24 protein-coding genes and 1 pseudogene are annotated in these 22557 nt (G+C 50.2%); 19 read left to right on the top strand and 6 right to left on the bottom strand.

What is annotated here, in order from left to right; genetic code table 11:
- Positions 1 to 411 precede the first annotated feature (411 nt).
- Positions 412 to 873 (bottom strand): hypothetical protein, encoded by a 462-nt coding sequence (locus tag IB222_RS04275; protein WP_085016858.1) that lies wholly within the window; start codon positions 871 to 873, stop codon positions 412 to 414.
- 564 nt (positions 874 to 1437) lie between these two features.
- Between IB222_RS04275 and IB222_RS04280 the strand changes: the two genes are divergently transcribed.
- The 10 genes from IB222_RS04280 (at position 1438) to IB222_RS04325 (ending at position 8154) form a co-directional block, all read left to right on the top strand.
- On the top strand, positions 1438 to 1605 hold the full coding sequence (locus IB222_RS04280) for a hypothetical protein (protein ID WP_164530024.1): 168 nt from the start codon (positions 1438 to 1440) through the stop codon (positions 1603 to 1605).
- Positions 1606 to 1707: 102 nt separating this feature from the next.
- Positions 1708 to 2487: a MarR family winged helix-turn-helix transcriptional regulator gene (locus IB222_RS04285; RefSeq protein ID WP_085016857.1), complete on the top strand. Its 780-nt coding sequence runs from the start codon at positions 1708 to 1710 to the stop codon at positions 2485 to 2487.
- Positions 2488 to 2498: 11 nt separating this feature from the next.
- Positions 2499 to 2777, top strand: a complete 279-nt coding sequence (locus tag IB222_RS04290) for a hypothetical protein (RefSeq protein WP_047054422.1) — start codon at positions 2499 to 2501, stop codon at positions 2775 to 2777.
- A 112-nt stretch (positions 2778 to 2889) separates the two neighbouring features.
- Positions 2890 to 3279, top strand: a complete 390-nt coding sequence (locus IB222_RS04295) for a hypothetical protein (protein ID WP_149384602.1) — start codon at positions 2890 to 2892, stop codon at positions 3277 to 3279.
- Positions 3272 to 3610: a hypothetical protein gene (locus IB222_RS04300; RefSeq protein ID WP_149384603.1), complete on the top strand. Its 339-nt coding sequence runs from the start codon at positions 3272 to 3274 to the stop codon at positions 3608 to 3610. The genes IB222_RS04295 and IB222_RS04300 overlap by 8 nt, the downstream gene beginning before the upstream one ends.
- A 667-nt stretch (positions 3611 to 4277) precedes the next feature.
- Positions 4278 to 4502 (top strand): hypothetical protein, encoded by a 225-nt coding sequence (locus tag IB222_RS04305; RefSeq protein WP_149384604.1) that lies wholly within the window; start codon positions 4278 to 4280, stop codon positions 4500 to 4502.
- A gap of 3 nt (positions 4503 to 4505) precedes the next feature.
- Positions 4506 to 4883 (top strand): hypothetical protein, encoded by a 378-nt coding sequence (locus tag IB222_RS04310; protein ID WP_063857745.1) that lies wholly within the window; start codon positions 4506 to 4508, stop codon positions 4881 to 4883.
- 18 nt (positions 4884 to 4901) lie between these two features.
- Positions 4902 to 5939, top strand: a complete 1038-nt coding sequence (locus IB222_RS04315) for a major capsid protein E (RefSeq protein WP_149384605.1) — start codon at positions 4902 to 4904, stop codon at positions 5937 to 5939.
- Between the two features lie 140 nt (positions 5940 to 6079).
- Positions 6080 to 6274 (top strand): hypothetical protein, encoded by a 195-nt coding sequence (locus IB222_RS04320; RefSeq protein WP_071889112.1) that lies wholly within the window; start codon positions 6080 to 6082, stop codon positions 6272 to 6274.
- On the top strand, positions 6274 to 8154 hold the full coding sequence (locus IB222_RS04325) for a hypothetical protein (protein ID WP_149384606.1): 1881 nt from the start codon (positions 6274 to 6276) through the stop codon (positions 8152 to 8154). Before IB222_RS04320 ends, IB222_RS04325 begins: the two co-directional genes overlap by 1 nt.
- Positions 8155 to 8181: 27 nt before the next feature.
- Here IB222_RS04325 and IB222_RS04330 read toward each other — a convergent pair whose 3' ends face one another.
- On the bottom strand, positions 8182 to 8853 hold the full coding sequence (locus IB222_RS04330; protein ID WP_161575269.1) for an EAL domain-containing protein: 672 nt from the start codon (positions 8851 to 8853) through the stop codon (positions 8182 to 8184).
- Between the two features lie 155 nt (positions 8854 to 9008).
- Between IB222_RS04330 and IB222_RS04335 the strand changes: the two genes are divergently transcribed.
- Positions 9009 to 10156, top strand: a protein-coding gene (locus IB222_RS04335; protein WP_113772681.1) for an IS3 family transposase whose coding sequence is annotated in 2 segments (ribosomal slippage) — positions 9009 to 9246 and positions 9246 to 10156 — 1149 coding nt in all. Because the reading frame shifts where the segments join, the coding sequence is not laid out codon by codon here.
- Between the two features lie 18 nt (positions 10157 to 10174).
- Here the strand turns inward: IB222_RS04335 and IB222_RS04340 are convergent.
- Positions 10175 to 10420: pseudogene (locus tag IB222_RS04340) on the bottom strand (LysR family transcriptional regulator); the annotation flags it as partial.
- A gap of 390 nt (positions 10421 to 10810) precedes the next feature.
- On the opposite strand from IB222_RS04340, the gene IB222_RS04345 reads away from it, so the two are divergent.
- The 7 genes from IB222_RS04345 (at position 10811) to IB222_RS04375 (ending at position 19314) form a co-directional block, all read left to right on the top strand.
- Positions 10811 to 11416 carry an ankyrin repeat domain-containing protein gene (locus IB222_RS04345; protein ID WP_038633392.1) on the top strand — a complete coding sequence of 202 codons (606 nt, stop codon included), beginning with the start codon at positions 10811 to 10813 and terminating at the stop codon, positions 11414 to 11416.
- Positions 11417 to 11542: 126 nt separating this feature from the next.
- On the top strand, positions 11543 to 12331 hold the full coding sequence (locus IB222_RS04350; protein WP_148361506.1) for a DUF2877 domain-containing protein: 789 nt from the start codon (positions 11543 to 11545) through the stop codon (positions 12329 to 12331).
- A complete protein-coding gene (gene fdrA, locus IB222_RS04355) occupies positions 12309 to 13856 on the top strand; it encodes an acyl-CoA synthetase FdrA (protein WP_063940924.1) in 1548 nt (515 codons plus the stop codon). Before IB222_RS04350 ends, fdrA begins: the two co-directional genes overlap by 23 nt.
- Positions 13856 to 15274, top strand: coding sequence for a DUF1116 domain-containing protein (locus IB222_RS04360; RefSeq protein ID WP_063940925.1), 1419 nt, complete (start codon positions 13856 to 13858; stop codon positions 15272 to 15274). The genes fdrA and IB222_RS04360 overlap by 1 nt, the downstream gene beginning before the upstream one ends.
- Before the next feature lie 117 nt (positions 15275 to 15391).
- Positions 15392 to 16942, top strand: a complete 1551-nt coding sequence (locus tag IB222_RS04365; protein ID WP_003825560.1) for a hypothetical protein — start codon at positions 15392 to 15394, stop codon at positions 16940 to 16942.
- Between the two features lie 26 nt (positions 16943 to 16968).
- Complete coding sequence (locus tag IB222_RS04370; RefSeq protein ID WP_148361507.1) at positions 16969 to 17919, top strand: carbamate kinase family protein; 951 nt, start codon at positions 16969 to 16971, stop codon at positions 17917 to 17919.
- A 12-nt stretch (positions 17920 to 17931) separates the two neighbouring features.
- Positions 17932 to 19314 (top strand): amidohydrolase family protein, encoded by a 1383-nt coding sequence (locus tag IB222_RS04375; protein WP_063940928.1) that lies wholly within the window; start codon positions 17932 to 17934, stop codon positions 19312 to 19314.
- Positions 19315 to 19359: 45 nt separating this feature from the next.
- Here the strand turns inward: IB222_RS04375 and IB222_RS04380 are convergent, their stop codons facing one another.
- Positions 19360 to 20262 carry a nickel/cobalt efflux protein RcnA gene (locus IB222_RS04380; protein ID WP_149385079.1) on the bottom strand — a complete coding sequence of 301 codons (903 nt, stop codon included), beginning with the start codon at positions 20260 to 20262 and terminating at the stop codon, positions 19360 to 19362.
- Positions 20263 to 20382: 120 nt separating this feature from the next.
- Between IB222_RS04380 and rcnR the strand changes: the two genes are divergently transcribed.
- Positions 20383 to 20655, top strand: a complete 273-nt coding sequence (gene rcnR / locus IB222_RS04385) for a Ni(II)/Co(II)-binding transcriptional repressor RcnR (protein ID WP_149385078.1) — start codon at positions 20383 to 20385, stop codon at positions 20653 to 20655.
- Between the two features lie 52 nt (positions 20656 to 20707).
- On the opposite strand, the gene IB222_RS04390 is transcribed toward rcnR, so the two are convergent.
- Both IB222_RS04390 and IB222_RS04395 read right to left on the bottom strand, forming a co-directional pair.
- Positions 20708 to 21937, bottom strand: coding sequence for an amino acid permease (locus IB222_RS04390; protein ID WP_149385077.1), 1230 nt, complete (start codon positions 21935 to 21937; stop codon positions 20708 to 20710).
- A gap of 142 nt (positions 21938 to 22079) precedes the next feature.
- Positions 22080 to 22535, bottom strand: coding sequence for a multidrug/biocide efflux PACE transporter (locus tag IB222_RS04395; RefSeq protein WP_149385076.1), 456 nt, complete (start codon positions 22533 to 22535; stop codon positions 22080 to 22082).
- Between the last annotated feature and the right edge of the window lie 22 nt (positions 22536 to 22557).

A 22557-nucleotide genomic window follows, 5' to 3' on the forward strand; every position in this document is an offset into this window, starting at 1 on the left:
GCTTTCGCCGTGGGCGAATACCATTGCGCTGTGCGCGGAATTACCATCTGACCAACCAACTACCGTTGATTGTCCATCTGATAAGCTGACTAACTTCAACCATCCATTCATGAACTAACGTTCACCCATGCAAGGTTTCAGTAAGTCAGTGGCTAAGGCTTCACTGTTCGCTGATGGCTCCAGTTCATCCAGCCTCAATCCAATACCAACACCTACTATCCTGATAACTACCGTTATCCCTCTGTAGTTGTGCTATTGGTTTCGGGAGTAAGTGCCAGAGGGCGGCATAAGTGCAAACAGAACGCCTCAGAGGTGCTGTAATCGATTTAAAGAGGGTAAGAAATGCAAGATGACTACCTATGCAATAAAAGCTCTTAGAATGCTTTACAGAGCGTTTTAGGACTATTGTAGTTAATGAACCAGGCGTGAGCCTCTCAGCACATCCATCGTTAGTATAGTTGGCTGGGCATACGTGATGGTGCTACATAATGAAACGATGGTTTCAATGTCCTGGATGGTGATCTGATAGGTTCCAGCACCGGGCGAGCCAATGTCTCGGCAGAGTATCCAGCCAGCATTATCCAGATCGCCAATGACGGTCATCACTCGTTTCTGAGTCATGCCGAGATTACGGGCTGTACAACTCAGATCGAACATCACACATCCGGCTGTATCGTCCTCACATTCTCTGAGATACGCCCACACTCGTTTATGATCGGTGGTAATGGTCAGTACTTTGGGGTGCTTACCGCGCTTTTGTGGATGCGTTACTTCGGTGAAATAGGGCACCAGGCTGTCAAACATCTGTTCGGTGGTGAGTTCAATTGTATGTGGCGTGTGAGATGTGCTGAGGTGTGGCTGAGAATGATTCATTAAGTCCTCCTGTCTGTTTTTTAGTCAATAAGTCCTCTTGGTTGAGTTGTTATCGTTCATTTTTTAATCACTTGTTAATGTGGTGTCTGGGGTTTTCCCAAGCATTCCGTTCTGGTTGGTAAAACTACCACAAAAACAGATTGATTTCCATCGTTGATTTTGTGTATAAAGAGCACTAATCGCAAAGCAAAAATGCAACGCGTTGAAAAAGATCAAAATTATTTTGAGAAATCACTGTTGAGGGGTTGACAAAAGTTTATAAAAATGTTAAAGTAGTCTTATAGCACAAAACTTTGTTTACCCATCAACGCACTTTGAGCCGTCAGGCTGCAAGGTGTTTTTTATATACGCCAACCATAGGAGGCCACACTGAGATACTTTGACGTTGAAGACACACTTCAACAATTGAAAGACGGAACCACCAACCGTTACCGCATCCGAGCACTACGCAACGCTTGCCGCGCTCGTGGATACCACGAAAGGGAAGCCTTTCTCACAGAAGTATTGAAGCGCTGGGATGAAATCCGCACTTCGACCACTAAATAACCCAGAAGGAGAACAAGAATGATCGAGAAGAAAACCAAACTACCACCGTCCACATCGTTAATGATACCGGATGAGACATTTCAGATTCTGTTCAGAGAAGCGAAGCGCCGAAAAATGAGCGTAAGCGCACTCCTTCTTGAAGAATGCCAAAGTCTGGCGGTCAAATACTCGAAAGCTGGCGCGTAATAACCACGTTTCAGCGTCAAAACCCACCCCACGAATGAGAAGCGGAGAAAACCAAATGAGGAGCATTCGTAATTTACTGAGCATACATAGGAGCAAACAACAATGGCAAAAACCCTCGCCCAGATTAAGGCAGATCCAAAATACCAATACACCGATAAAGATGGTGTAACGAGAGAGCGCACTCTCAACATTCCCCACTACTTCAAAGAAATCCCTTTTATCTACTCCCCACACCTTGAAAAAGGAAGAGTGAAGTTCAGCGCCAGGATGCAAAAGTTGTATTGTTACGTAGCAGACTGGGAGAAATCCGGTGGTGTTTGTTATGAAGAGCAATCCGAGCTTGCAAAGGTTTGTGATTTATCTCGTGGAAAAACAAACGATCTGATCGAACAGATGGAATTAATAGGACTCATTACGAGAACTAAAATACCTGGTAGGAGGAATAAGGAATTACGAGCACTTCCGCTAACTGATGCTCACATTACCCCACCAGAAGCGCCGACAGCGCAGCCTGTAGCAGCGTCTGACGAAGTGCCAGCCCCTGAGCCAGTGAAGGCCGCAGAGGAGCATTCAGTTCCTGATTTTGATGATCTTCCGTTTGTCTGGGATGCTCCAGAATACCTGGAGCCGCCAGCACCAACACCAACGATCCCCACTCAGCAGGACAAGCCAGACCTTCCCTGGGGCGGTGTAGCTATCTTCAAACCGAATGGCGATCCCATTGATGCCGCTTTGAAATGGGCGCTAACAGAGACAATGGGCGATGAGGAAGCAGCCTACCAACTTATTTCACAGACAGCGACCAAACATCTTGGACGTGAGATTATTTTAACCGTATCAACGAATGAAACCTTCGGCGAATTCGAAGATCTACCATTTTAACCAGGAGGATTATGATCCAATACTTAGTGAAATACGGTGTTGACCGTATTCAGATTAATGACGCTGGAAAGCGTGTGTTAGAAACCCTGCATTACTTCTATAAATCCAAACCGACAAAAATCCAACTTGGTGACATTATCGAACGATCTGGATGTTCGCAAGGCGGCGTGATGTTCTGGCTTCACGCTTTAAAATCATTCGGTGTTATCGATTTTAAAGAAGCTGGCTATTTCGACGTAACAGTTAAATCTATGATCTCGGATTATGAGATCATTTATTCAAATGACTAAATAACAATCAATGGGAAACTTTTATGATCATCGCTATCTATTGGCTATTTGCATTTTACGCAGTATGGACATTAACGAGAAAACACAGAGTTTCCCCCTTTACGAGGAATGAATGGGAAAAAGAGAACGCAGTAACATTGTCAGAATTGAAAAAGCAGTAAGAGCAACAAAACGTAAATACAGCCATAAGCTAAAAGATTATTCAAGAGAATCTATTCCAGGCTCACTAAAAACAACTATTTTAGAACACCCTCCCTCTGTACCTTGCGGTGATGAATACAACGCCTTGCAAGAAATAATTAGCACTACGCCTGGCGTATTCTGGAAACCTCGAAAAAGAAAAGAATACATAATTGATAGTAGCCAGCTTAAACCCTGGCAAATTATCGGATTTGAACATTACTCCGATTATGTCGGGTATTCACAAACTAACGGCCTGAGTGGTCACACTGCCGATTTAGATTTTTTATTTAATGACGATAGGGAAAATTATAATGACTAACGACACAATTCAATCTCTACTTCTTAGTTTCGAAGATAATTATCATCTCCCGCTACTACAGGAAGTGAATAAAACATACATTACAGTAACGCCTGAGAGCCTCCTGAACGCTGTCAGACATACTGAGCAAGCCATCACAGCCCTTGAGCACCTTCAAACCTCTGTAGCTCGTTTGGTGGAGCGTGACGGCAGCACCATCACCGCTGATCAGGCGTGGCGAGTAGCAAATACCCTTGAAGAGCTTGCTTGCTCCCTGCAATACATCACGCTTGAGCTGGGAGAGCTTGCCGTTAGCATTGCAGAGAAATACGCTGTAAGCGAGGGTGAATGAAAATGCAAGTAAAGTGAATAAAATGTCGGTTTAGGTATTGACAAATTAACAGAAATGTTATAGAATAAGAAGTAGGGATAGTATTCGAATCACTTCTCCCTCCTGAATGCCGTTTCCCATAGCGGCACTCTCTTTTGAATGCTTTTTTTGAAAGTGTTGGTTCTTTCTTCTTCTTTTTTGTTTAGTTCCGAAGGAATGCGTGGGATGTAATGTCTCGTTGTGTTGGCTTTACATGCAATCACCCGCGCATCTCCGACTTTTTCAGAAAGGGCATTCGCTCTTTACCCCTCATTCATTCCGTTAGGATGAATGTAGTCAGACTTAACTACCCTTGAATTGTGAGAGGTTCAGGAATTACGTTAAGCTGGCAATCTTCTATTAATAACACTCCCGAAAGTGTCAGCTAATAGATAATGAAATCAAGATCTGTTATTGCCAGCGTGAAGGGCTTCACGTTTAACAGATGCAAAGTACCCCCGATCTTTTTAAATCTCCTAAGATAATAAAACGGGGGTCTTTTTATTAGATTGTATTCTTAACTTCATTTCTCCTGAAAAATGACGTTAATAATGCTTTCTTTAGCAAGGGGCATTCTCTCCAGGGCTACTTAGGTAGCCCTTCTATTTATCTGCTGTAAACAAAAAAGTTACAATAAGGAAACTTCTTCATGTTTCTTATGAACTATGACCGTGTGATTACTCACAAAGGCACTTCTCTTATTCTCTCTGAAAAGATGATGAAACAGGCGGCGCATGTATTAGGCGTAAGTGTCGAAGAGATTCGACAGGCTACAGAGAAATTCTGGCCTACAGCCACGATCACAAAATCAAATACCCCTCACCCTTCATCAGGGCTTGAGACACGATTAAAACTAATAGCAAAAGGAAAATAACCAATGCAATTTGGAACATTTCAAACTCTGAACGGGAATAACAGCCACGCCCGTTATAAAATTATCGCCCATGCTTCTGATGCAATTATGCAGGATAAGCTGATCCGTGTGGAATCCGGTATTCCTGCCGATCTTATTGTTGGCGACCTTGTAGACGCTACAGGCGCGAAAGCTGCCGCCCCTGGTGACATTGCGTATGTTGTCGTAGAACCTGCAAACGCTGGCGATAAAGCGTTTATTGTAGCTTCTCCAGAACATACTATTTTAGCCCTGATTGGTGTTGAATTTGGAAGCCTGAATAAATCTCTGGCTCAAGCGCAATTAGCAACTCTTGGCTTTACTTTCACTGACTACGACACAGTAGCCCTACGCACAACCTAATCGAGGATAATAATAATAATGGCTTATTCAGATCTATTTTCTGGCAACATGTACGATTTTGCCAGCCCATTTACATTCTCTACTCAACTAAACCAGATTGTAACTAATCTTGGGGTATTCCGTGTTGAACATCACGATGTAAACTCTATCGCTCTTGAGAAAATCACCGATGTGAAAAATCTCGTTGCTCCTGAAAAGATGCCTTACGCCCAAAGCGATTGGAACAGTGCAGAACGTCCAGAATTTACCAATTCTCTTTACCAACTCAAGTATACGAATTCTTTGAACAGTGTTTCAAGTCTTGATCTGGCACAGTTTAAAGCGAGAGGCGTGGTTGACACTGCTGATCAAATTACCCTCGCTATTAACGATTTCAGCGATGCACAGTATGCACAGGTGAGTAACACGGTAGAGGTTGACCTTGTAGAGGCGCTGTTAGGGCTTCGTGTTAATTCTCAATTCGCCGGACAGGGCGATCTTGATTTCCTTGCTGGCGGTAGCAAAACCACATACACGATGGACATTAGCGCAGACGCTAACGTGTTCCAGCAACTAAGTGAGATCGGACGCATTCAGAATGTGAAACTTGGATCAGGGCTGGCGCAGGCTAAACAAGGAGCGGTGATCTTGGCTTCTGGCAAAGCTGCCGTAGCGCTACGCTATCACCCGTCCGTGAAAGACTTCATGGTGTATACGCTGCCGCTGGAATCTGGCGATAACTTCTACACCCGCACGAAAGGCGCTAATCCTGGTTTCGAAACATGGACGCTAAACGGTGTCACCGTGATCGATGTGACAGGCTACTCTCTGATTACTGATCGTATTGGTGTTGATTCGTTCGTGAGTATCCCATTAATGGCTCCTGAATCAAGTGCCTACGTCCTGCATAGCGGTGTGGGCGTTCGCCATGCGACACAAGGCAAAGGCGCGGATCTGTATCACCAGTATGTGATCGTAGATCAGCGCTGGGGCTTCCCAGAAGTGGCTACCGAGTGTAGCTATCTGCCTATCGTGAATGTGCCTCAAGCGATCATTTTCGGTACTGTCTCAGAATAGAATAATGAGCGATAGACGGTAGCTCTTTCCGTCTGGTAAATAAAGAAGAGCTTTTAAACAGGGCGTGTGGACGTTGGGAACTATGAGAGCGCAAATCTCCCCAGTGTTCCCGCCCTTTTTTATTTTCAGGTGAGGATACTATGCAATTAATTTTAAAATCAGCCAGAGGGCTGCATGTTCAACTTTCTGCATCAGATGCAGAGGGATTATTAAATGTCGCTGCTATTTGCAGACTATTAGATGTTGACTATAACGGCGTGAGACAACGTATTTTTCGTGGTGAAACTGTAGAGCAAGCGATTCACCATTTCTTAGATCAGAAAGGCGGTGAATAATGTCAGGTGGACTATCGATCAACATCGCAGAAATAAAATCGACCGTCACCTTCGTTGTGGACAAGCAGAGTATTGCGGAGGCTAAAAAATCCGCAGATGACCTTCAACGTCATTTTTCTAAGATTAAAGACCCGAAGATTCGTTTTCAGGCTCAAAAGCAACGTAGAACTAAAGCGCGGGAACAAGTGGCTGATGCAAAATCTGCTTTGCCTAAAACGCCCAGTGACTTGAAGCAGCAGCAACGCCAGGCAGAAAAGGCAGGGAAAGCGCAAGCCAGGGAAGCGGCTAAGATTGCCAAACGTAATGAGACAGCCGACCTGAAACGGCGCTCAGCCAACCTCCAAATGAAAGGTATAGCCGGAAAATACGGCGTTGATGCCGCCACACAACACCAGTTTGCTAAATTCGCTCACCAGCAGACTGAATTGTTCCGTAGCGGTCAGATCAGTAGTCAGAAGATGAACTATGAGCTACGCGAGAGAATTGCCCTCATGCGCCGTGAGGCGGCTTTACAGGCTAAAGTGACGGCATCTACTCAGGCACAGGCGGCAGCACTCAAACACGCTAAACGCACGGATTACAAAGGCGCGGCGGCTGGTATCAAAGAGAAGGGGCTGAATGTGATCGGCGGCGGTGCTGGTTTTATTGGTGCTACTGCTGCCCTTGCGGGGGGCGCTGGCATCCTGTCTCGTATCCGTGACAAAGGGAATGAGAATCTGGAACTTGTCCGTATGTCCGAACGTACCAAACTGAATCCTAATGCTGTTAAGGCGATTGTCGCCTGGGGACAGCAACACGGCGTAGACAGTGCCAGCGTGGACAAAATCACTGACGGCTTCGGGAAAGATACGCGCGAGAAAATCAGTGAAACTCTGATGAACAGCCAATTCGATCAGAAGAGTGGTAAATGGAAGGGGGGCAACTCTAACATTGAAGAAATCCTCAACAAGTTTGGTTGGAACAAGTCGCAGCTTTCACAATACGAAGACAACCCTCTGGACTTCCTCCAGGCCAGTGTTAACGAAGGGCAAAGACGCGGATACTCTGACGGTGAACTGTCCCACCTTCTGGAAAACATTTTCGACGATGGCGCTCATTACCTCGATCTCTTCAAGAATAACGGTGAACAATTTATTTCGACTCTGAAAAAGCTGGTTGATAGCGGTCAGACGCTGGACGACGAGCAGATCAAACAAGCCTACGCTTACGGCGATCTGTCCGTTGCAATGGGTAATCTGGTGAATGGTGTTGATAACAGTCTATTCACTGGCTTTATGAAAGGCTTCGCTGACGGTGGCGACGAGCTTGTTAAAAACACGCAAGTTATCACCGAATCGGCTGGAATGCTTGGAGAGGGATTAGGAGATCTGGCTAAACAGGTGACGGGCTTTGTTGGTGAGATTTCCGGCGTAGTGTCTGATCTGAATGAAGGGCTTCGCTCCCGTTTCCCTCAGTGGTTCACTAATAGCGATAAGCCAGCGGCCCAGGCCCTCTACGATGGTGCTGTGGGTGGTTCTGCGAATGCTACAGCGGATTGGATTCAGGATAAGACGGGCTTCAATACTCGTTCAGTGGGGCCAGCTATCATGGATTGGTTGGGCGTTGGTGGCGGTAATGCTGGAACAGCGGCAAATCAATACAGCCTAAATGGTGATTCTCTTCGTGGTTCCGCAATGTCACTCAGCAGCGGCAATGCGCCAGTGTACACGGTGAATCCTACATTCAATCTAAATCTTGAGGCATCCGTACCGCTCACTATCGCCAGCGATAGCTCAAGATTAAGCGATTACATTGATTTCCAGGCGAGAGCTTCTCAAGCCAGCTTTGCTCAGTCGCTAACGCTGCAAATGTCGTCCGGTCAATCGTCTACAGGTGGGTGATACATCAAAGGGGTGATGGTTTCAACACTACAGCAATGAATCCACATTTTTAAAAGGGACAGATTTAATAAGATACCCCTGTAATCCCCAAATCCCCACCTCACGCAGTATTCCCAAATGTTCTCGATTCTCAATCCCTTCGATAATAACTTTGCCGCAGTGTTTTTGAATGGAAGCAATCAGCGGGTAGAAGGTTGGTTTCTGCACCTGCTGATTAAAGAAGCAGCGATCTACTTTTACAACCTCAAAGTATCCTTCCATCAAACTAACTACATTCGAATTACCTGCCCCAAGGTCATCGAGCCACAGCCCATTCACACCCTGGCTCAGCGACTTTAACAAGGGGCTTTTTAATCCTTTATCTAAACCTGGGAAATTCTCAGAAAGCTCAAGTTTGATGAATGGCATCGATTCGAAAGTTTGTCTAAGTATGTAGTCATTACGTATCAGAAAAGCCATTTGCTGATCAATGTTCAGTGTACAAAATAGATTCTTTCGTTCGAACCACTTTTGCATACTGGCAATGTTTCCGCATTGTTCGTATAGGAAAAGCCGTTTCCTATCTAAATCCCAAGATGAAATTACGAACTCAGGATGAAGGGGGCGTCCATCTGGGGAAATGAAGCGAGTGAGAAGCTCAACGCCCAACAACTTTTCGTCAATGCTTACTATAGGTTCAGCAATGAATGTAGTATCCATAACAAACACCTTAAATTTCTACATAGGTTCATTCATAATGTGGTCTTTGTAACAAAAAATCAATAATGGTTTCTGTTATTTAGGTGTGTAACTGAATCGCCACGGGTTTAACAGACACCTCAGAGTCATTTAAGATGGCTTAAAGAGAGGTGCCCATGAGCGGTAAGCGTTATCCCGAAGAGTTTAAAACTGAAGCAGTCAAACAGGTTGTTGATCGCGGTTATTCTGTTGCCAGCGTGGCAACACGTCTCGATATCACCACCCACAGCCTTTACGCCTGGATAAAGAAGTACGGTCCGGATTCTTCCACTAATAAAGAACAGTCAGATGCTCAGGCCGAGATCCGTCGTCTCCAGAAAGAGCTGAAGCGGGTTACCGACGAACGGGACATATTAAAAAAAGCCGCGGCGTACTTCGCAAAGCTGTCCGACTGAGGTACGCCTTTATCCGTGACAACACCTGTTGCTGGCCTGTTCGCCTGCTCTGTCGGGTGCTGGATGTTCATCCCAGTGGTTTTTACGCCTGGCTTCAGCAGCCGCATTCTCAACGCCATCAGGCAGACCTGAGACTGACAGGACAGATTAAACAGTTCTGGCTGGAATCGGGATGCGTCTATGGTTATCGCAAAATCCATCTGGATCTGCGGGACAGCGGGCAACAGTGCGGAGTGAACAGAGTCTGGCGACTGATGAAACGTGTCGGGATAAAGGCTCAGGTCGGATACCGGAGCCCGCGGGCACGTAAAGGCGAGGCCAGTATCGTGTCGCCCAACAGGCTCCAGCGACAGTTCAATCCGGATGCTCCTGATGAGCGTTGGGTAACAGACATAACCTACATCAGGACCCACGAAGGCTGGCTGTATCTTGCTGTGGTTGTTGATCTGTTCTCACGCAAAATTATCGGCTGGTCCATGCAATCCCGGATGACAAAGGACATTGTCCTGAACGCACTGCTGATGGCTGTATGGCGGCGTAATCCCCAAAAACAGGTGCTGGTTCATTCGGATCAGGGCAGTCAGTACACAAGCCATGAGTGGCAGTCTTTCCTGAAATCACACGGCCTGGAGGGCAGCATGAGCCGTCGCGGTAACTGCCATGATAATGCGGTTGCAGAAAGCTTTTTCCAGTTGTTGAAACGCGAACGGATAAAGAAAAAGATCTACGGAACGCGGGAAGAAGCCCGCAGTGATATTTTTGATTACATCGAAATGTTTTATAACAGTAAGCGTCGGCATGGTTCTAGCGATCAGATGTCACCGACAGAATATGAAAACCAGTATTATCAACGGCTCGGAAGTGTCTAGATTATCTGTGGCGATTCAGATGGCGTGGAAGTCATTCAGCAGGTCAGTTGCTTTGCGAAAGAGATAGCGCCCGGACTCGGTCAGCTCAATGCTGCGAGTACTGCGGGTAAACAGCACCACGTCGAGACCCATTTCCATGCGCTTGATGGTGTAACTAATTGCCGATGTGGTTAAGCCAAGCTCCTCCGCCGCCTTGCTGAAACTGCTATAGCGGGCAGCCATCGTAAATGCCAGTAGGTTTTCCTCGGTAAATATTGAATTCATCTTTCTCCCCTCCGGCAACAATGCGCATCCGCAACACGATGATTGTTGAATGTATTTGTAATCCTTATACAGAGCAATCAGTTTTGAACAGAATTTAACACTAGTTTTACATTTGATTTGAAGGCAATCACACTTCTGTATTTTAATTGCAGGCCGCTATCCGTGCAGCATACCGCCTGATTTCCCGGACTACTGATTAGTGGCTAAAAGGGCCACAGCTATAAGGGAAAGATTGCACTACAGCACGTTTTGTCCTCATTGTTAAAATTGATTCAATAATCGATGCGCTAACGATGAATGAAATTTAAGCGGATGTTATTCTCTGCACTCTGTTGCTATTCTCAGGTTATCGGATATTTAAAAAGTCTAAAAAACTGCAGGAGAGCGATTATGTCAGAGAAAGAACTCATTACTGAATTTCTGCTGGCGGCAGAACAGGGCAATGCCGATGGATTAAAATCCTGTCTGGCAAAAAATGTGGATATTAACGCCACCAACCGCCAGGGGCGAACTGCCATTATTATTGCCAGCCTGAATAAACATTATGACTGTGTTTCTTTATTGATTGCTGCGGGTGCCGATATTAATAAACAAGATCAAACTTGTTTTAACCCCTTCCTGATTAGCTGCCTGACGAATGATTTAACGCTGTTGCGTACGGTATTACCAGCTAACCCCGACCTCAATTGCCTGAGCCGTTTTGGCGGCGTCGGTATTACGCCAGCCAGCGAAAAAGGCCATGTCGAGATCGTGCGTGAGCTGCTGCTGCGTACCGATATCAATGTCAACCATACTAATTTTGTTGGCTGGACGCCGCTCCTGGAAGCCATTGTGCTGAATGACGGCGGTGCGAAGCAGCAGGAGATCGTTAAGCTGCTGCTCGACCATGGCGCAAACCCGCACATGACGGATAAATACGGTAAAACCCCGCTGGAACTGGCGCGAGAGAAAGGGTACCACGAAATTGCCGAGCTGCTGATTGCGGCCGGAGCCTGACACAGGAGCGCCATTATCGCTACGCCATCACGGCGATGCGTACGGGCGCTAACCGCAGACGGCGCGTTTCTCACTTTCCGGGGAACGGGACGGGTTGAACAGGTTTTTTCCCACGCGGTAAACCTGTTGATACCCGAACAGCAGCGGATGTTGACGTTACTGAGTGAAGATTGTGATAACGCACCTAACAGCTGTCGGGTGGCGCTGACGCATTGTGAAGACCTGTTTCACCCCGGTGAGCGGGTCAGTTTTAGCGGGTCGGGAATAGTTGTTGGCAATGATAAATGGATAGAAACCGCAGGTTGCCTGCTGTGGCGAATACCACGGTGGACATCTGATGCAGCAAGCCTTGCCGCAGTCGGCTGGCAGCATTGGGAAGAGGTTATCCGCCAACAGCTAAAAAGCGACGACACATTATTTCTGTACCGGGGTGACAATCCGTTTTATCAGGAAATCACCCGTCAATTACTCAACCGCCGACAAACATTACTGACGGCGTTGCGTACAGGAGAAAATATTACTACGGCGGTCAGCCATTTAATTGGTTTGGGGATAGGGCTGACGCCCTCATCGGATGATTATTTAGTAGGTTTAAGCACCATTTTATTTATTCCCGGACATCCGCTGAGGAAATATCGAGACGATTTTTTAGCAGCATTACAATGTGCCGGAAATAATACAACGCTACTCAGCAAAATAACGCTAGAGGAAGCATTTAATCAGCGTTATCGGGAAAGCATCGGACGGCTGCTGAACCAATTTATTACTGAGCAACAACCCGTTTCTACGCAATATATTACTGACATTAAAAATATCGGCTCAAGTTCTGGCTGCGACATGCTGTATGGCATGGCGGATGCCTGCGCCCTGAGCCACAGGTCCGGAGGGAATTATGTCGATCAGGATAGTTGTTAAAAAGAACACGTATTTTGATTCTGTCTCACTGATGTCTATCTCTACGCGCGCAAATAAGCTCGATGGCGTTGAGCAGGCATTCGTGGCTATGGCGACAGAAATGAATAAGGGCGTGCTGAAGAATCTCGGCCTGCTGACGCCTGAGCTGGAAGAGGCGAAAAGTGGCGATCTGATGATTGTCATTAAAGGTGCCAGCGAGGCGGCGAACGACCAGACGCTGGTGGCGATTGACGATCTGTTTACGCATAAAGAGCAGGGTGGCCAGCATGAAGCGCACTATGCCACGCTTGCCAGCGCGAAGAAGCATGTTCCTGACAGCAATCTGGCGGTGATCTCGGTCAATGGCCTGTTTGCCGCGCGTGAAGCGCGTCAGGCGCTGCAAAATAACCTCAACGTGATGCTGTTCTCTGACAACGTCTCTCTTGAGGACGAACTGGCGCTTAAGCAGCTGGCGCATGAAAAAGGGCTGTTAATGATGGGGCCAGATTGCGGAACCGCCATCATTAACGGTGCGGCGCTGTGTTTTGGCAACGCGGTGCGTCGCGGCAACATCGGAATTATTGGTGCCTCCGGTACCGGCAGCCAGGAGCTGAGCGTACGCATTCACGAATTTGGCGGCGGGATTTCCCAGCTAATTGGCACTGGTGGACGCGATCTTAGCGAAAAGATTGGCGGCCTGATGATGCTTGACGCGATTGGCATGCTGGAGGCCGATCCGCAAACTGAGATCATCGCACTTATCTCAAAACCGCCTGCGCCAGCGGTGGCGCACAAGGTGCTGGAACGTGCACGCGCCTGTCATAAGCCCGTGGTGGTGTGTTTCCTCGGACGTGAAGCCGCGCCTGCGGATGAAAAAGGCCTGCAGTTTGCCCGCGGTACTAAAGAGGCGGCGTTGAAAGCGGTACTGCTGACCGGCGTGAAAAAAGAGAGTCTGGATCTGCATCCGCTCAACTGGCCGCTGATTGAAGAGGTTCGCGCCCGTCTGACCCCGCAACAAAAGTACATCCGTGGCTTGTTCTGTGGCGGCACGTTGTGCGATGAGGCGATGTTTGCTGCCATGGAAAAACATGCCGAAGTTTACAGCAACATTCATCCGGATCCGGCGTTCCGCCTGAAAGATCTCAACCGCAGCGTGGCGCATACCTTCCTGGATTTCGGTGATGACGATTTTACCAATGGCAAACCGCACCCGATGATCGATCCCACCAACCGCATTAGTCGTCTGTTGCAGGAAGCGCGCGATCCTGAAGTTGGCGTGATCGTGATGGACTTCGTCCTTGGATTTGGATCACATGAAGATCCGGTTGGCGTGATGCTCGATGCGATCGTTGAAGCCAAAGCGATCGCCGCCGCAGACGGTCGTCCGCTTGAGATCCTCGGCTATGTGCTGGGAACCGATCTTGATACGCCGTCGCTGGAAAAACAGTGTCAGATGCTGACCGACGCCGGGGTTATCTGGGCGAGCAGTAGCACCAACACCGGATTGCTGGCGCGTGAATTTATCTGTAAAGGGGAGGAAGCCTGATGAGCCAGACACTGTTTAACCAGCCGCTGAACGTGATTAACGTTGGCATCGCAATGTTCAGCGATGACCTGAAAAAGCAGAACATACCGGTGACCCAGCTCGACTGGACGCCGCCGGGGCAGGGCAACATGCAGGTCGTGGCCGCGCTGGACGATATTGCCGATTCGCCGCTGGCAGACAAAATCGCGGCCGCTAACCAGCAGGCGCTGGAACGTATTATCCAGTCGCATCCGGTGCTGATTGGCTATGACCAGGCGATCAACGTCGTGCCGGGCATGACCCGTAACACCATCCTGCACGCCGGGCCGCCAATCCGCTGGGAAAAAATGTGCGGCGCAATGAAGGGGGCGGTAACCGGGGCGCTGGTCTTTGAAGGGCTGGCGAAAGATCTGGATGAAGCCGCGGAACTGGCCGCCTCGGGTGAAATCATCTTCTCTCCGTGCCACGAGCATGACTGTGTCGGCTCGATGGCGGGCGTGACATCGGCATCGATGTTTATGCACATCGTCGAGAACAAAACCTATGGCAACCGCGCATATACCAATATGAGCGAGCAGATGGCGAAGATCCTGCGCATGGGCGCGAACGATCAGAGCGTTATCGATCGTTTGCACTGGATGCGCGATGTGCTGGGACCGATGCTGCGCGACGCTATGAAGCTGGCGGGCGAAATCGATCTGCGTCTGATGCTGGCGCAGGCGCTGCACATGGGTGATGAGTGCCATAACCGCAACAACGCCGGGACGGCGCTGCTGATTCAGGCGCTGACGCCGTGGATTATTCAGACCGGTTATCCGGTTGAGCAGCAACGTGAGGTGTTCGAGTTCGTCCTTAGTAGTGATTACTTCTCCGGACCGACCTGGATGGCGATGTGTAAAGCTGCAATGGACGCTGCACACGGCATTGAATACAGCACCGTGGTGACGACGATGGCGCGCAATGGCGTTGAGTTCGGTCTGCGCATTAGCGGCTTACCGGGCCAGTGGTTTACTGGCCCGGCGCAGCAGGTGATTGGACCGATGTTTGCGGGCTACAAGCCGGAAGATTCCGGACGTGATATCGGCGATAGCGCGATTACCGAAACCTACGGCATTGGCGGTTTCGCTATGGCGACGGCGCCGGCCATCGTGGCACTGGTGGGCGGTACGGTCGAGGAGGCGGTTGATTTCTCGCGCCAGATGCGTGAAATCACTCTTGGCGAAAACCCCAACGTCACCATTCCGCTGCTTGGTTTTATGGGCGTACCGACCGCTATCGATATTACGCGCGTGGGCAGCACCGGCATTCTGCCGGTGATCAACACCGCCATTGCGCACAAAGACGCGGGGATCGGCATGATCGGCGCCGGAATAGTTCACCCGCCGTTCGCCTGTTTTGAAAAGGCGATCCTCAACTGGCGCGACCGCTACTGCCAATAACAATAACCGGGGCTAACGCGGTTAGCCCCACAGTAGCGAAGCGAAAAACGTTGCTTACCTGCAGGGCTGGGCGATCTCCGCGATCGCAAACGATGCTTAACCTGTTAAGGATATTCCATGAACAGCATAAAACTAGAATGGAAACGTGGTGACTGGGCGGCTTACTTTGGGCTGATGACCAACAACCTGACTAACCTGCTGACAATGATGGGACTACTCATTTTTGTCGTCGGGATCCCTACCGAAATTGTCTATGGTCGCATTGCGCCTGCCTTTGGTCTGGCGGTGCTGGTGGCCAGCGTCTGCTACGCCTGGTTTGGCCTGCAGATGGCAAAGCACACCGGGCGTAACGACGTAACGGCGTTGCCGTCCGGACCAAGCGCACCGTCAATCTTTACCGTAACTTTCCTGGTGCTGATGCCGGTATATCAGCAAACCAAAGATGCCAACTTCGCTATCCAAATCGCGCTGGTGTGGTGCTTTGTCGAAGCGTTGATCCTGGTCGGTGGCTCCTTCCTGGGCGAGACCATCCGCAAGATGATCCCACGTACGGTACTGCTTTCTTGTCTGTCCGGCCTGGGGCTGTTGCTGCTGGCGATGAACCCGATGCTGCAGGCATTCGAAGCGCCGACCGTCTCTTTCATCGTCCTGTTGCTGATCTTCATTAACTGGTTCGGTAAGAAGCCGATTTTTGCTCGTATTCCTACCGGTTTGCTGCTGCTGATTGCCGGTACGGCCCTGGCATGGATCTCCGGTTTACAAAGCCCGGAAGCCATTAAAGCGTCGATGTCTTCCTTTGGCTTCAACCCGCCGGAAATTCATGTCGACAGCTTCCTGCAAGGTTTACCGCACGCACTACCGTATCTGGCTTCTGCAGTTCCTTTGGGCCTGGCGAACTATATTTTTGACCTTGAGAACATTGAAAGTGCGCACGCGGCGGGCGATGAGTACAACACCCGTAAGGTCATGATGGCGAACGGCTTTGCTTCCATGCTCGGCTGCATGCTGGGTAACCCGTTCCCGGTGACCGTATATGTTGGGCATGCGGGCTGGAAAGCGATGGGCGCCAGCATCGGCTATACCCTCGCTTCAGGCATCACCATGTTCCTGGTGCCGCTGTTTGGGCTGGGGGCGTTTATGCTCGCCATTATTCCGATGACCGCGATAGTGCCGATTCTGGTGTTTATCGGCGTGGTGACCGCCAACCAGGTGGTGCGAGAAACGCCCAAAGTCGAGGTTCCCGTCATCTTCATCTGTCTTTTCCCGTGGATTGCCAACTGGGCATTGACCATCGTCAACAGCGTGATGGGCGCTGCCGGAACATCCGCGGGGAAACTGGGTAGCGACTTGCTGCACAGCAAAGGTGTCTATTACGACGGACTGGTGCATCTGGGAAGCGGCGCACCGCTGGCCAGCATGCTGTGGGGCTGCGTCGCTATCTTCGCCATTATGAACAAGCCGCTGCGCGGCGCGATTGCCGCAGCCTTTGGCGCGCTGTTATCGCTGTTTGGCGTGATTCACTCCCCTGCGGTTGGCTTTGCGGAAGGCAGCTCGATGATGTTTGTTGTGGCCTACCTCATGATGAGCGGAATGTTTGTCCTTAAGCATGTTCTGGATAGCCGTGAAGCGGTGACTGCGCCTGAGCAGGAACCGACGAAAACGACCTGAATTGCCTGCAAGCGGAAGATAACACTATGAAAGAACTTGTGGTCGTTGCCATTGGCGGCAACAGCATTATCAAAGATAACGCCAGCCAGTCGATTGAACACCAGGCTGAAGCGGTGAAAGCGGTAGCGGATACGGTGCTGGAGATGCTGGCATCGGACTACAACATTGTGCTGACGCACGGTAACGGGCCACAGGTAGGGCTGGATCTGCGGCGTGCGGAAATCGCGCACGAGCGTGAAGGGCTGCCGCTTACCCCGCTGGCAAACTGCGTTGCCGATACGCAGGGCGGTATCGGTTATCTGATCCAACAGGCGCTGAATAACCGCCTGGCGCGGCGCGGTGAGCAGAAGGCAGTTACGGTAGTAACGCAAGTGGAGGTCGACAAAAACGATCCGGGCTTCGCTAATCCGACCAAGCCCATCGGGGCGTTCTTTAGCGAAGCGCAGCGTGATGAACTGCAGCGGGTCAATCCGGGCTGGCGCTTTGTTGAGGATTCGGGGCGCGGCTACCGTCGGGTAGTCGCCTCTCCACAACCGAAGCGCATTGTCGAGGCGGAGGCGATCAAAACGCTGACCCAGCAAGGCTTTGTGGTGATTGGCGCGGGCGGCGGCGGGATCCCGGTGGTGCGTAGCGATCAAGGGGATTACCAGAGCGTGGACGCGGTGATTGATAAAGATCTCTCCACGGCGCTGTTGGCACAGGAGATCCGCGCCGACATTCTGGTGATCACCACCGGCGTCGAGCAGGTTTGTATCCATTTTGGCAAACCCAACCAGCAGGCGCTGGATACGGTGGATGTCGCAACGATGACCCGTTACATGCACGAGGGACATTTCCCGCCTGGCAGCATGTTACCCAAGATCGTTGCCAGCCTGACGTTTCTGGAGCGTGGCGGTAAACGAGTGATCATCACCACGCCGGAATGCCTGCCCGCCGCACTGCGCGGCGAAACGGGCACCCATATTGTCCATTCCTGAGAGGAGACGTGAATGAAGGAAAGTAACAGCCGCCGTGAATTTTTAAGCCAGAGCGGAAAAATGGTGACCGCTGCCGCGCTGTTTGGCGCGGTCGCTCCGGTCGCGTATGCTGCTAATCCTGTCGGGAACACCTGCGGGTCGAAGAGCACAATGACGATTAACGATAAACACTATTACCTGGATAACGTCCTGCTGGAAGCGGGCTTTGATTACGAAAACTCAGTGGTGGTGCATACCCGTACCGCGCTGCAAACCGTTGAAATCCAGGACGGAAAAATCGTTGCGCTGCGCGAGAATAAGCAGCATCCGGATGCGACGCTGCCGCACTACGATGCGGGTGGAAAGCTGATGCTGCCCGCCATGCGCGACATGCACATCCATCTGGATAAAACCTTTTACGGCGGTCCCTGGCGTTCGCTGAACCGCCCGGCTGGCACCACTATTCAGGATATGATCCGCCTGGAACAAAAGCTGCTGCCTGAACTCCAGCCTTATACGCAGGAGCGCGCAGAAAAGCTGATCGATCTGCTGCAATCAAAAGGCACCTCGATCGCCCGCAGCCACTGCAACATAGAACCGGTTTCCGGGCTGAAAAACCTCGAAAACCTGCAGGCGGTACTGGCGCGTCGTCAGCCGGGTTTTGCCTGTGAAATCGTGGCATTTCCGCAGCATGGCCTGCTGTTATCAAAATCTGAACCGCTGATGCGCGAAGCGATGCAGGCGGGAGCGCATTACGTCGGCGGTCTGGACCCAACCAGCGTCGATGGGGCGATGGAAAAATCCCTCGACACCATGTTCCAGATTGCGCTGGATTACGATAAAGGCGTAGATATCCATCTGCATGAAACCAGTCCGGCAGGCGTGGCGGCGGTGAATTACATGGTGGAGACGGTGGAGAAAACGCCGCAGTTAAAGGGCAAACTGACCATCAGCCACGCGTTTGCACTGGCAACGTTGAACGAACAGCAGGTAGACACGTTGGCGGGCCGCATGGCGACGCAGCAGATTACCATTGCCTCGACGGTGCCGATCGGTACCTTGCACATGCCGCTCAAGCAGCTGCGCGATAAAGGCGTGGAAGTGATTACCGGAACCGACAGCGTAATTGATCACTGGTCGCCGTACGGGCTGGGCGACATGCTGGAAAAGGCAAATCTGTACGCGCAGCTCTATATTCGCCCCAACGAACTTAACCTGTCGCGGGCGTTGTTCCTCGCCACCGGCGATGTGTTGCCGCTTAACGAAAAAGGTGAGCGCGTTTGGCCGAAAGCGCAGGATGAAGCCAGCTTTGTGCTGGTGGATGCCTCCTGTTCGGCGGAAGCGGTCGCGCGAATTTCTCCACGCACCGCGACCTTCCATAAAGGGCAACTGGTGTGGGGCAATGTCGAAAGCTAGCCTGGTTTTACGCGCAGCGGCAATCGCTGCTGCGCTCTCTTAGTGTTAACCGACGATCCCCATATAGCCGTGAATCCCCATATATAAACCGACCATCGCAATGAGCACACTGGAAAAATAGGGGGCTTTGCGTGCCATCGTGTTAAATCCGCTCCAGCGTTTGGCCGCCTGCTGCACGCTGATTGCCGCTCCCACGCCCACCGTTACCAGCGTCAGTGCCAGCCCGAGGCTAAAGCACAGCACCATGGTGGCACCCAGCGTGAAGGCTTTGAGCTGGATGCAAATCAGCAGCACCGTAATGGCGGCTGGACACGGGATAAGCCCGCCGGTCAGACCGAACAATAATATTTGGCCGTTGGTGACCTCTTTGCCCGCAAAGCGGCGCTGAATATCGGTGGCATGCGCCCGTTCGTGGGCATCCTGATACTCTTTCGAGCCTTCGGTGAGTCCTGCCAGTGCGGCATGGTCGTGATTATGCTCGTGTTCGTGATGGTGATGGTGATGGTGATGGTGATGATCGTCATCGTGGTCATGATGATGGTCGTCATGATCATGGTGGTGGTGATGCCCGTGATCGTGGTCGTGATGCGTCTGGGCCAGCCAGTTCTGCTCTCCCTGCCAGGTTCGCCAGAACATCCAGAATGCGGTCCCGAGAATAATTATCGCCGAGATAAATTGCAGCCAGGGCTCAACGGCCTGGGCGGTAAACGCTTTGCTGATATACATGCCACCGAGCGCAATCAACCAAACTACGGCGGTATGCGACAGCGTTGCTGCCAGCCCCAGCATCACCGCCTGTTTGATGGTCCCCTTAATGGCAATAATAAAGGCCGCCATCATCGTCTTGGAATGCCCCGGCTCCAGGCCGTGTAACACACCCAGTAGAATCGCGCTGGGAATGAAAAACCAGGCGTTGCCTTGCTGAAGAAGCGTAGAAAACTCACCCATGAGAATGATTCTTAGTTGTTTAATTTCGTCTGATTCTACTCCCCCCCAGTATCAAATACTACCCCCCAGTAGAATGTCGATGGTATTGTCCCTACAGCCAGACGTTAAAAAGGTAAAGTTATGTCACATACGATCCGCGACAAACAAAAGCTGAAAGCCCGAATCAGCAAGATTCAGGGGCAAGTAGCGGCGTTGAAAACCATGCTGGATGAACCGCATGAATGTGCGGCGGTATTGCAGCAAATAGCGGCAATCCGCGGGGCGGTAAACGGATTAATGCGTGAAGTGATTAAAGGTCATCTGACCGAGCACATTGTGCATCAGGGCGATGAAATTAAGCGTGAAGAAGATTTGGATGTGATCCTGAAAGTACTGGATTCGTACATCAAATAAGTCAGTTTAACGGCTCATCCACGTAATGGAATGAGCCGTTAAACAACACGTTCTAGCCAAAAAACATCACAGATACGCACAGCAGACCGACAATCAGGGTGATCAGATTACCCACTGAACGGTACGGTTTCAGCGCCGGGATCAGATAGGTAGATAATGTCGGCATGATAAACAGAATCATGGCAATCAGCGGGCCGCTTATCGCGTAAATCATTGAAATGGCATTAGGGTTAATGCAGCAGATGATAAACGTGATAGCCGAGACCAGCATGATGGACAGAGCGCGGTTAAATGCCCGGCTTTTCTTCACACCCACCTGATGCAACGACGTTTTTACTACCTCCGTTGCCCCTTCAATGACGCCAAAGTAGGTGCCGAGGAACGATTTTGACATCGCTACGACGGCAACGATGATCCCGGAAATCGACAGCCATGCCGGCGCGTTTGGCATCATCGACAGCGCGGAAAGAATCGTCACGCCTTCATTTTTCGCGTCTTCGATATAGTTTGTCGGAATCGAAAGCAAACAGCTGAAGACGAAAAACAGTACGCTCAGGCAGATGATGACGTAGGCTACCTTCATGATTTTTTTGCATTTACCCATGGCCTGCTCGCCGTATTTCTCTCGTCTGTCGATGGCGAACGTAGAGATAATTGGCGTATGGCTAAAAGCGAAAACCATCACGGGAATAGATATCCAAACCTGATGAAGCGTGTGCTGATCGAAAGACATCTGGCCGGTGAGTAGCGTTGGCTGCCAGCTTCCGGTCAGGTAGAGCGAAAGGAACAAAAAGTATGCGATGAGCGGGAACACCAAAAAGCCCATGACCCGAATAGTGGCTTGTCGGCCCATCAGAAAAATCAGGTTCAGCACCAGCACCACGCCAAAGCTGACCAGCATGCGGATCCGCAGATCGATAGTAATATGTTTTGCCAGCTGTTCAGTGAGTGAATTGGTTATCGCTACGGCGTAAATCAGCACCACCACAAAGAAGGCAATAAAATAGAGGGTGGTGATCAGGCAGCCAATCTTCTTGCCGTAGTAGTGAGTAACTGCGCCAGTGATCCCTTCACCAGCCGACGTTTTTGAGGACAGGATAAACTGGCATAGCGCCTTGTGCGGCCAGTAGGTTAAAGGCCAGGCGACGAGAGCGGTGATAAACAATACCACCGCGCCTGCAGAACCCAGCTGTATGGGGAGGAAGAGGGTTCCTGCGCCGACGGCAGTCCCATATAGTGCGAAGCTCCAGAGAGTCTCTTCTTTTGACCAAAATTTCGACATTATTTGAACGTATCAACTATAAAATAAACAAAAAGAAGCGCAATTTACCACAAATGGCAGGGGCTGGGGGAGGAGTGAAAAATCGGTCGAGTGAATGGAACAATAGCCGGAACCGAGAAGATTCCGACTATTATTTTAATTATCAGGCAGTAACGCGCTGCTGGCGGCGCTTCATAACGCGCTCGCGTAACGTGTCATAAGCCCAGTTATAGAACATGGTGTACGGCAGGAAGAACAGGAAGAAACCTATTTCCAGCGTGAATGCCTGAACCAGGCTGACGTTTAGCACATACGCCACGATGCTCACCCCGATCACAATAAAACCGCTCTCAAAACCTAAGGCGTGAAATGCTCGCACTTTCGCCGTACGTTTTACCTGGTGTGACGGCCACAAACGGTCAAACAGGGCGTTATAAATGATATTCCAGATCATCGCCGTGGTGGCGAGAAGAATGGTCAGTCCGCCCATTTCCAGCACCGAGCGCTGCATCAACCATGCGGTGGTTGGTGCAAGGATCGCGGTGGCAATGCCTTCAAAGCAGACGGCATGAAAAATACGCTCCACTAACGAGCGACGTTGGACTGTATCGTGTTGCATAACCTAAAACCTTCTTTGATGC

It is taken from the genome of Citrobacter sp. C13 (assembly GCF_014596815.2).
Lineage (GTDB): Bacteria > Pseudomonadota > Gammaproteobacteria > Enterobacterales > Enterobacteriaceae > Citrobacter > Citrobacter portucalensis.

What these genes read in the sequence shown, in the direction of transcription:
- IB222_RS04275 (WP_085016858.1), bottom strand. Translation starts at nt 873, where the DNA reads ATGAATCATTCTCAGCCACACCTCAGCACATCTCACACGCCACATACA.
- IB222_RS04280 (WP_164530024.1), top strand. Translation starts at nt 1,438, where the DNA reads ATGATCGAGAAGAAAACCAAACTACCACCGTCCACATCGTTAATGATA.
- IB222_RS04285 (WP_085016857.1), top strand. Translation starts at nt 1,708, where the DNA reads ATGGCAAAAACCCTCGCCCAGATTAAGGCAGATCCAAAATACCAATAC.
- IB222_RS04290 (WP_047054422.1), top strand. Translation starts at nt 2,499, where the DNA reads ATGATCCAATACTTAGTGAAATACGGTGTTGACCGTATTCAGATTAAT.
- IB222_RS04295 (WP_149384602.1), top strand. Translation starts at nt 2,890, where the DNA reads ATGGGAAAAAGAGAACGCAGTAACATTGTCAGAATTGAAAAAGCAGTA.
- IB222_RS04300 (WP_149384603.1), top strand. Translation starts at nt 3,272, where the DNA reads ATGACTAACGACACAATTCAATCTCTACTTCTTAGTTTCGAAGATAAT.
- IB222_RS04305 (WP_149384604.1), top strand. Translation starts at nt 4,278, where the DNA reads ATGTTTCTTATGAACTATGACCGTGTGATTACTCACAAAGGCACTTCT.
- IB222_RS04310 (WP_063857745.1), top strand. Translation starts at nt 4,506, where the DNA reads ATGCAATTTGGAACATTTCAAACTCTGAACGGGAATAACAGCCACGCC.
- IB222_RS04315 (WP_149384605.1), top strand. Translation starts at nt 4,902, where the DNA reads ATGGCTTATTCAGATCTATTTTCTGGCAACATGTACGATTTTGCCAGC.
- IB222_RS04320 (WP_071889112.1), top strand. Translation starts at nt 6,080, where the DNA reads ATGCAATTAATTTTAAAATCAGCCAGAGGGCTGCATGTTCAACTTTCT.
- IB222_RS04325 (WP_149384606.1), top strand. Translation starts at nt 6,274, where the DNA reads ATGTCAGGTGGACTATCGATCAACATCGCAGAAATAAAATCGACCGTC.
- IB222_RS04330 (WP_161575269.1), bottom strand. Translation starts at nt 8,853, where the DNA reads ATGGATACTACATTCATTGCTGAACCTATAGTAAGCATTGACGAAAAG.
- IB222_RS04345 (WP_038633392.1), top strand. Translation starts at nt 10,811, where the DNA reads ATGTCAGAGAAAGAACTCATTACTGAATTTCTGCTGGCGGCAGAACAG.
- fdrA (WP_063940924.1), top strand. Translation starts at nt 12,309, where the DNA reads ATGTCGATCAGGATAGTTGTTAAAAAGAACACGTATTTTGATTCTGTC.
- IB222_RS04360 (WP_063940925.1), top strand. Translation starts at nt 13,856, where the DNA reads ATGAGCCAGACACTGTTTAACCAGCCGCTGAACGTGATTAACGTTGGC.
- IB222_RS04365 (WP_003825560.1), top strand. Translation starts at nt 15,392, where the DNA reads ATGAACAGCATAAAACTAGAATGGAAACGTGGTGACTGGGCGGCTTAC.
- IB222_RS04370 (WP_148361507.1), top strand. Translation starts at nt 16,969, where the DNA reads ATGAAAGAACTTGTGGTCGTTGCCATTGGCGGCAACAGCATTATCAAA.
- IB222_RS04375 (WP_063940928.1), top strand. Translation starts at nt 17,932, where the DNA reads ATGAAGGAAAGTAACAGCCGCCGTGAATTTTTAAGCCAGAGCGGAAAA.
- IB222_RS04380 (WP_149385079.1), bottom strand. Translation starts at nt 20,262, where the DNA reads ATGGGTGAGTTTTCTACGCTTCTTCAGCAAGGCAACGCCTGGTTTTTC.
- rcnR (WP_149385078.1), top strand. Translation starts at nt 20,383, where the DNA reads ATGTCACATACGATCCGCGACAAACAAAAGCTGAAAGCCCGAATCAGC.
- IB222_RS04390 (WP_149385077.1), bottom strand. Translation starts at nt 21,937, where the DNA reads ATGTCGAAATTTTGGTCAAAAGAAGAGACTCTCTGGAGCTTCGCACTA.
- IB222_RS04395 (WP_149385076.1), bottom strand. Translation starts at nt 22,535, where the DNA reads ATGCAACACGATACAGTCCAACGTCGCTCGTTAGTGGAGCGTATTTTT.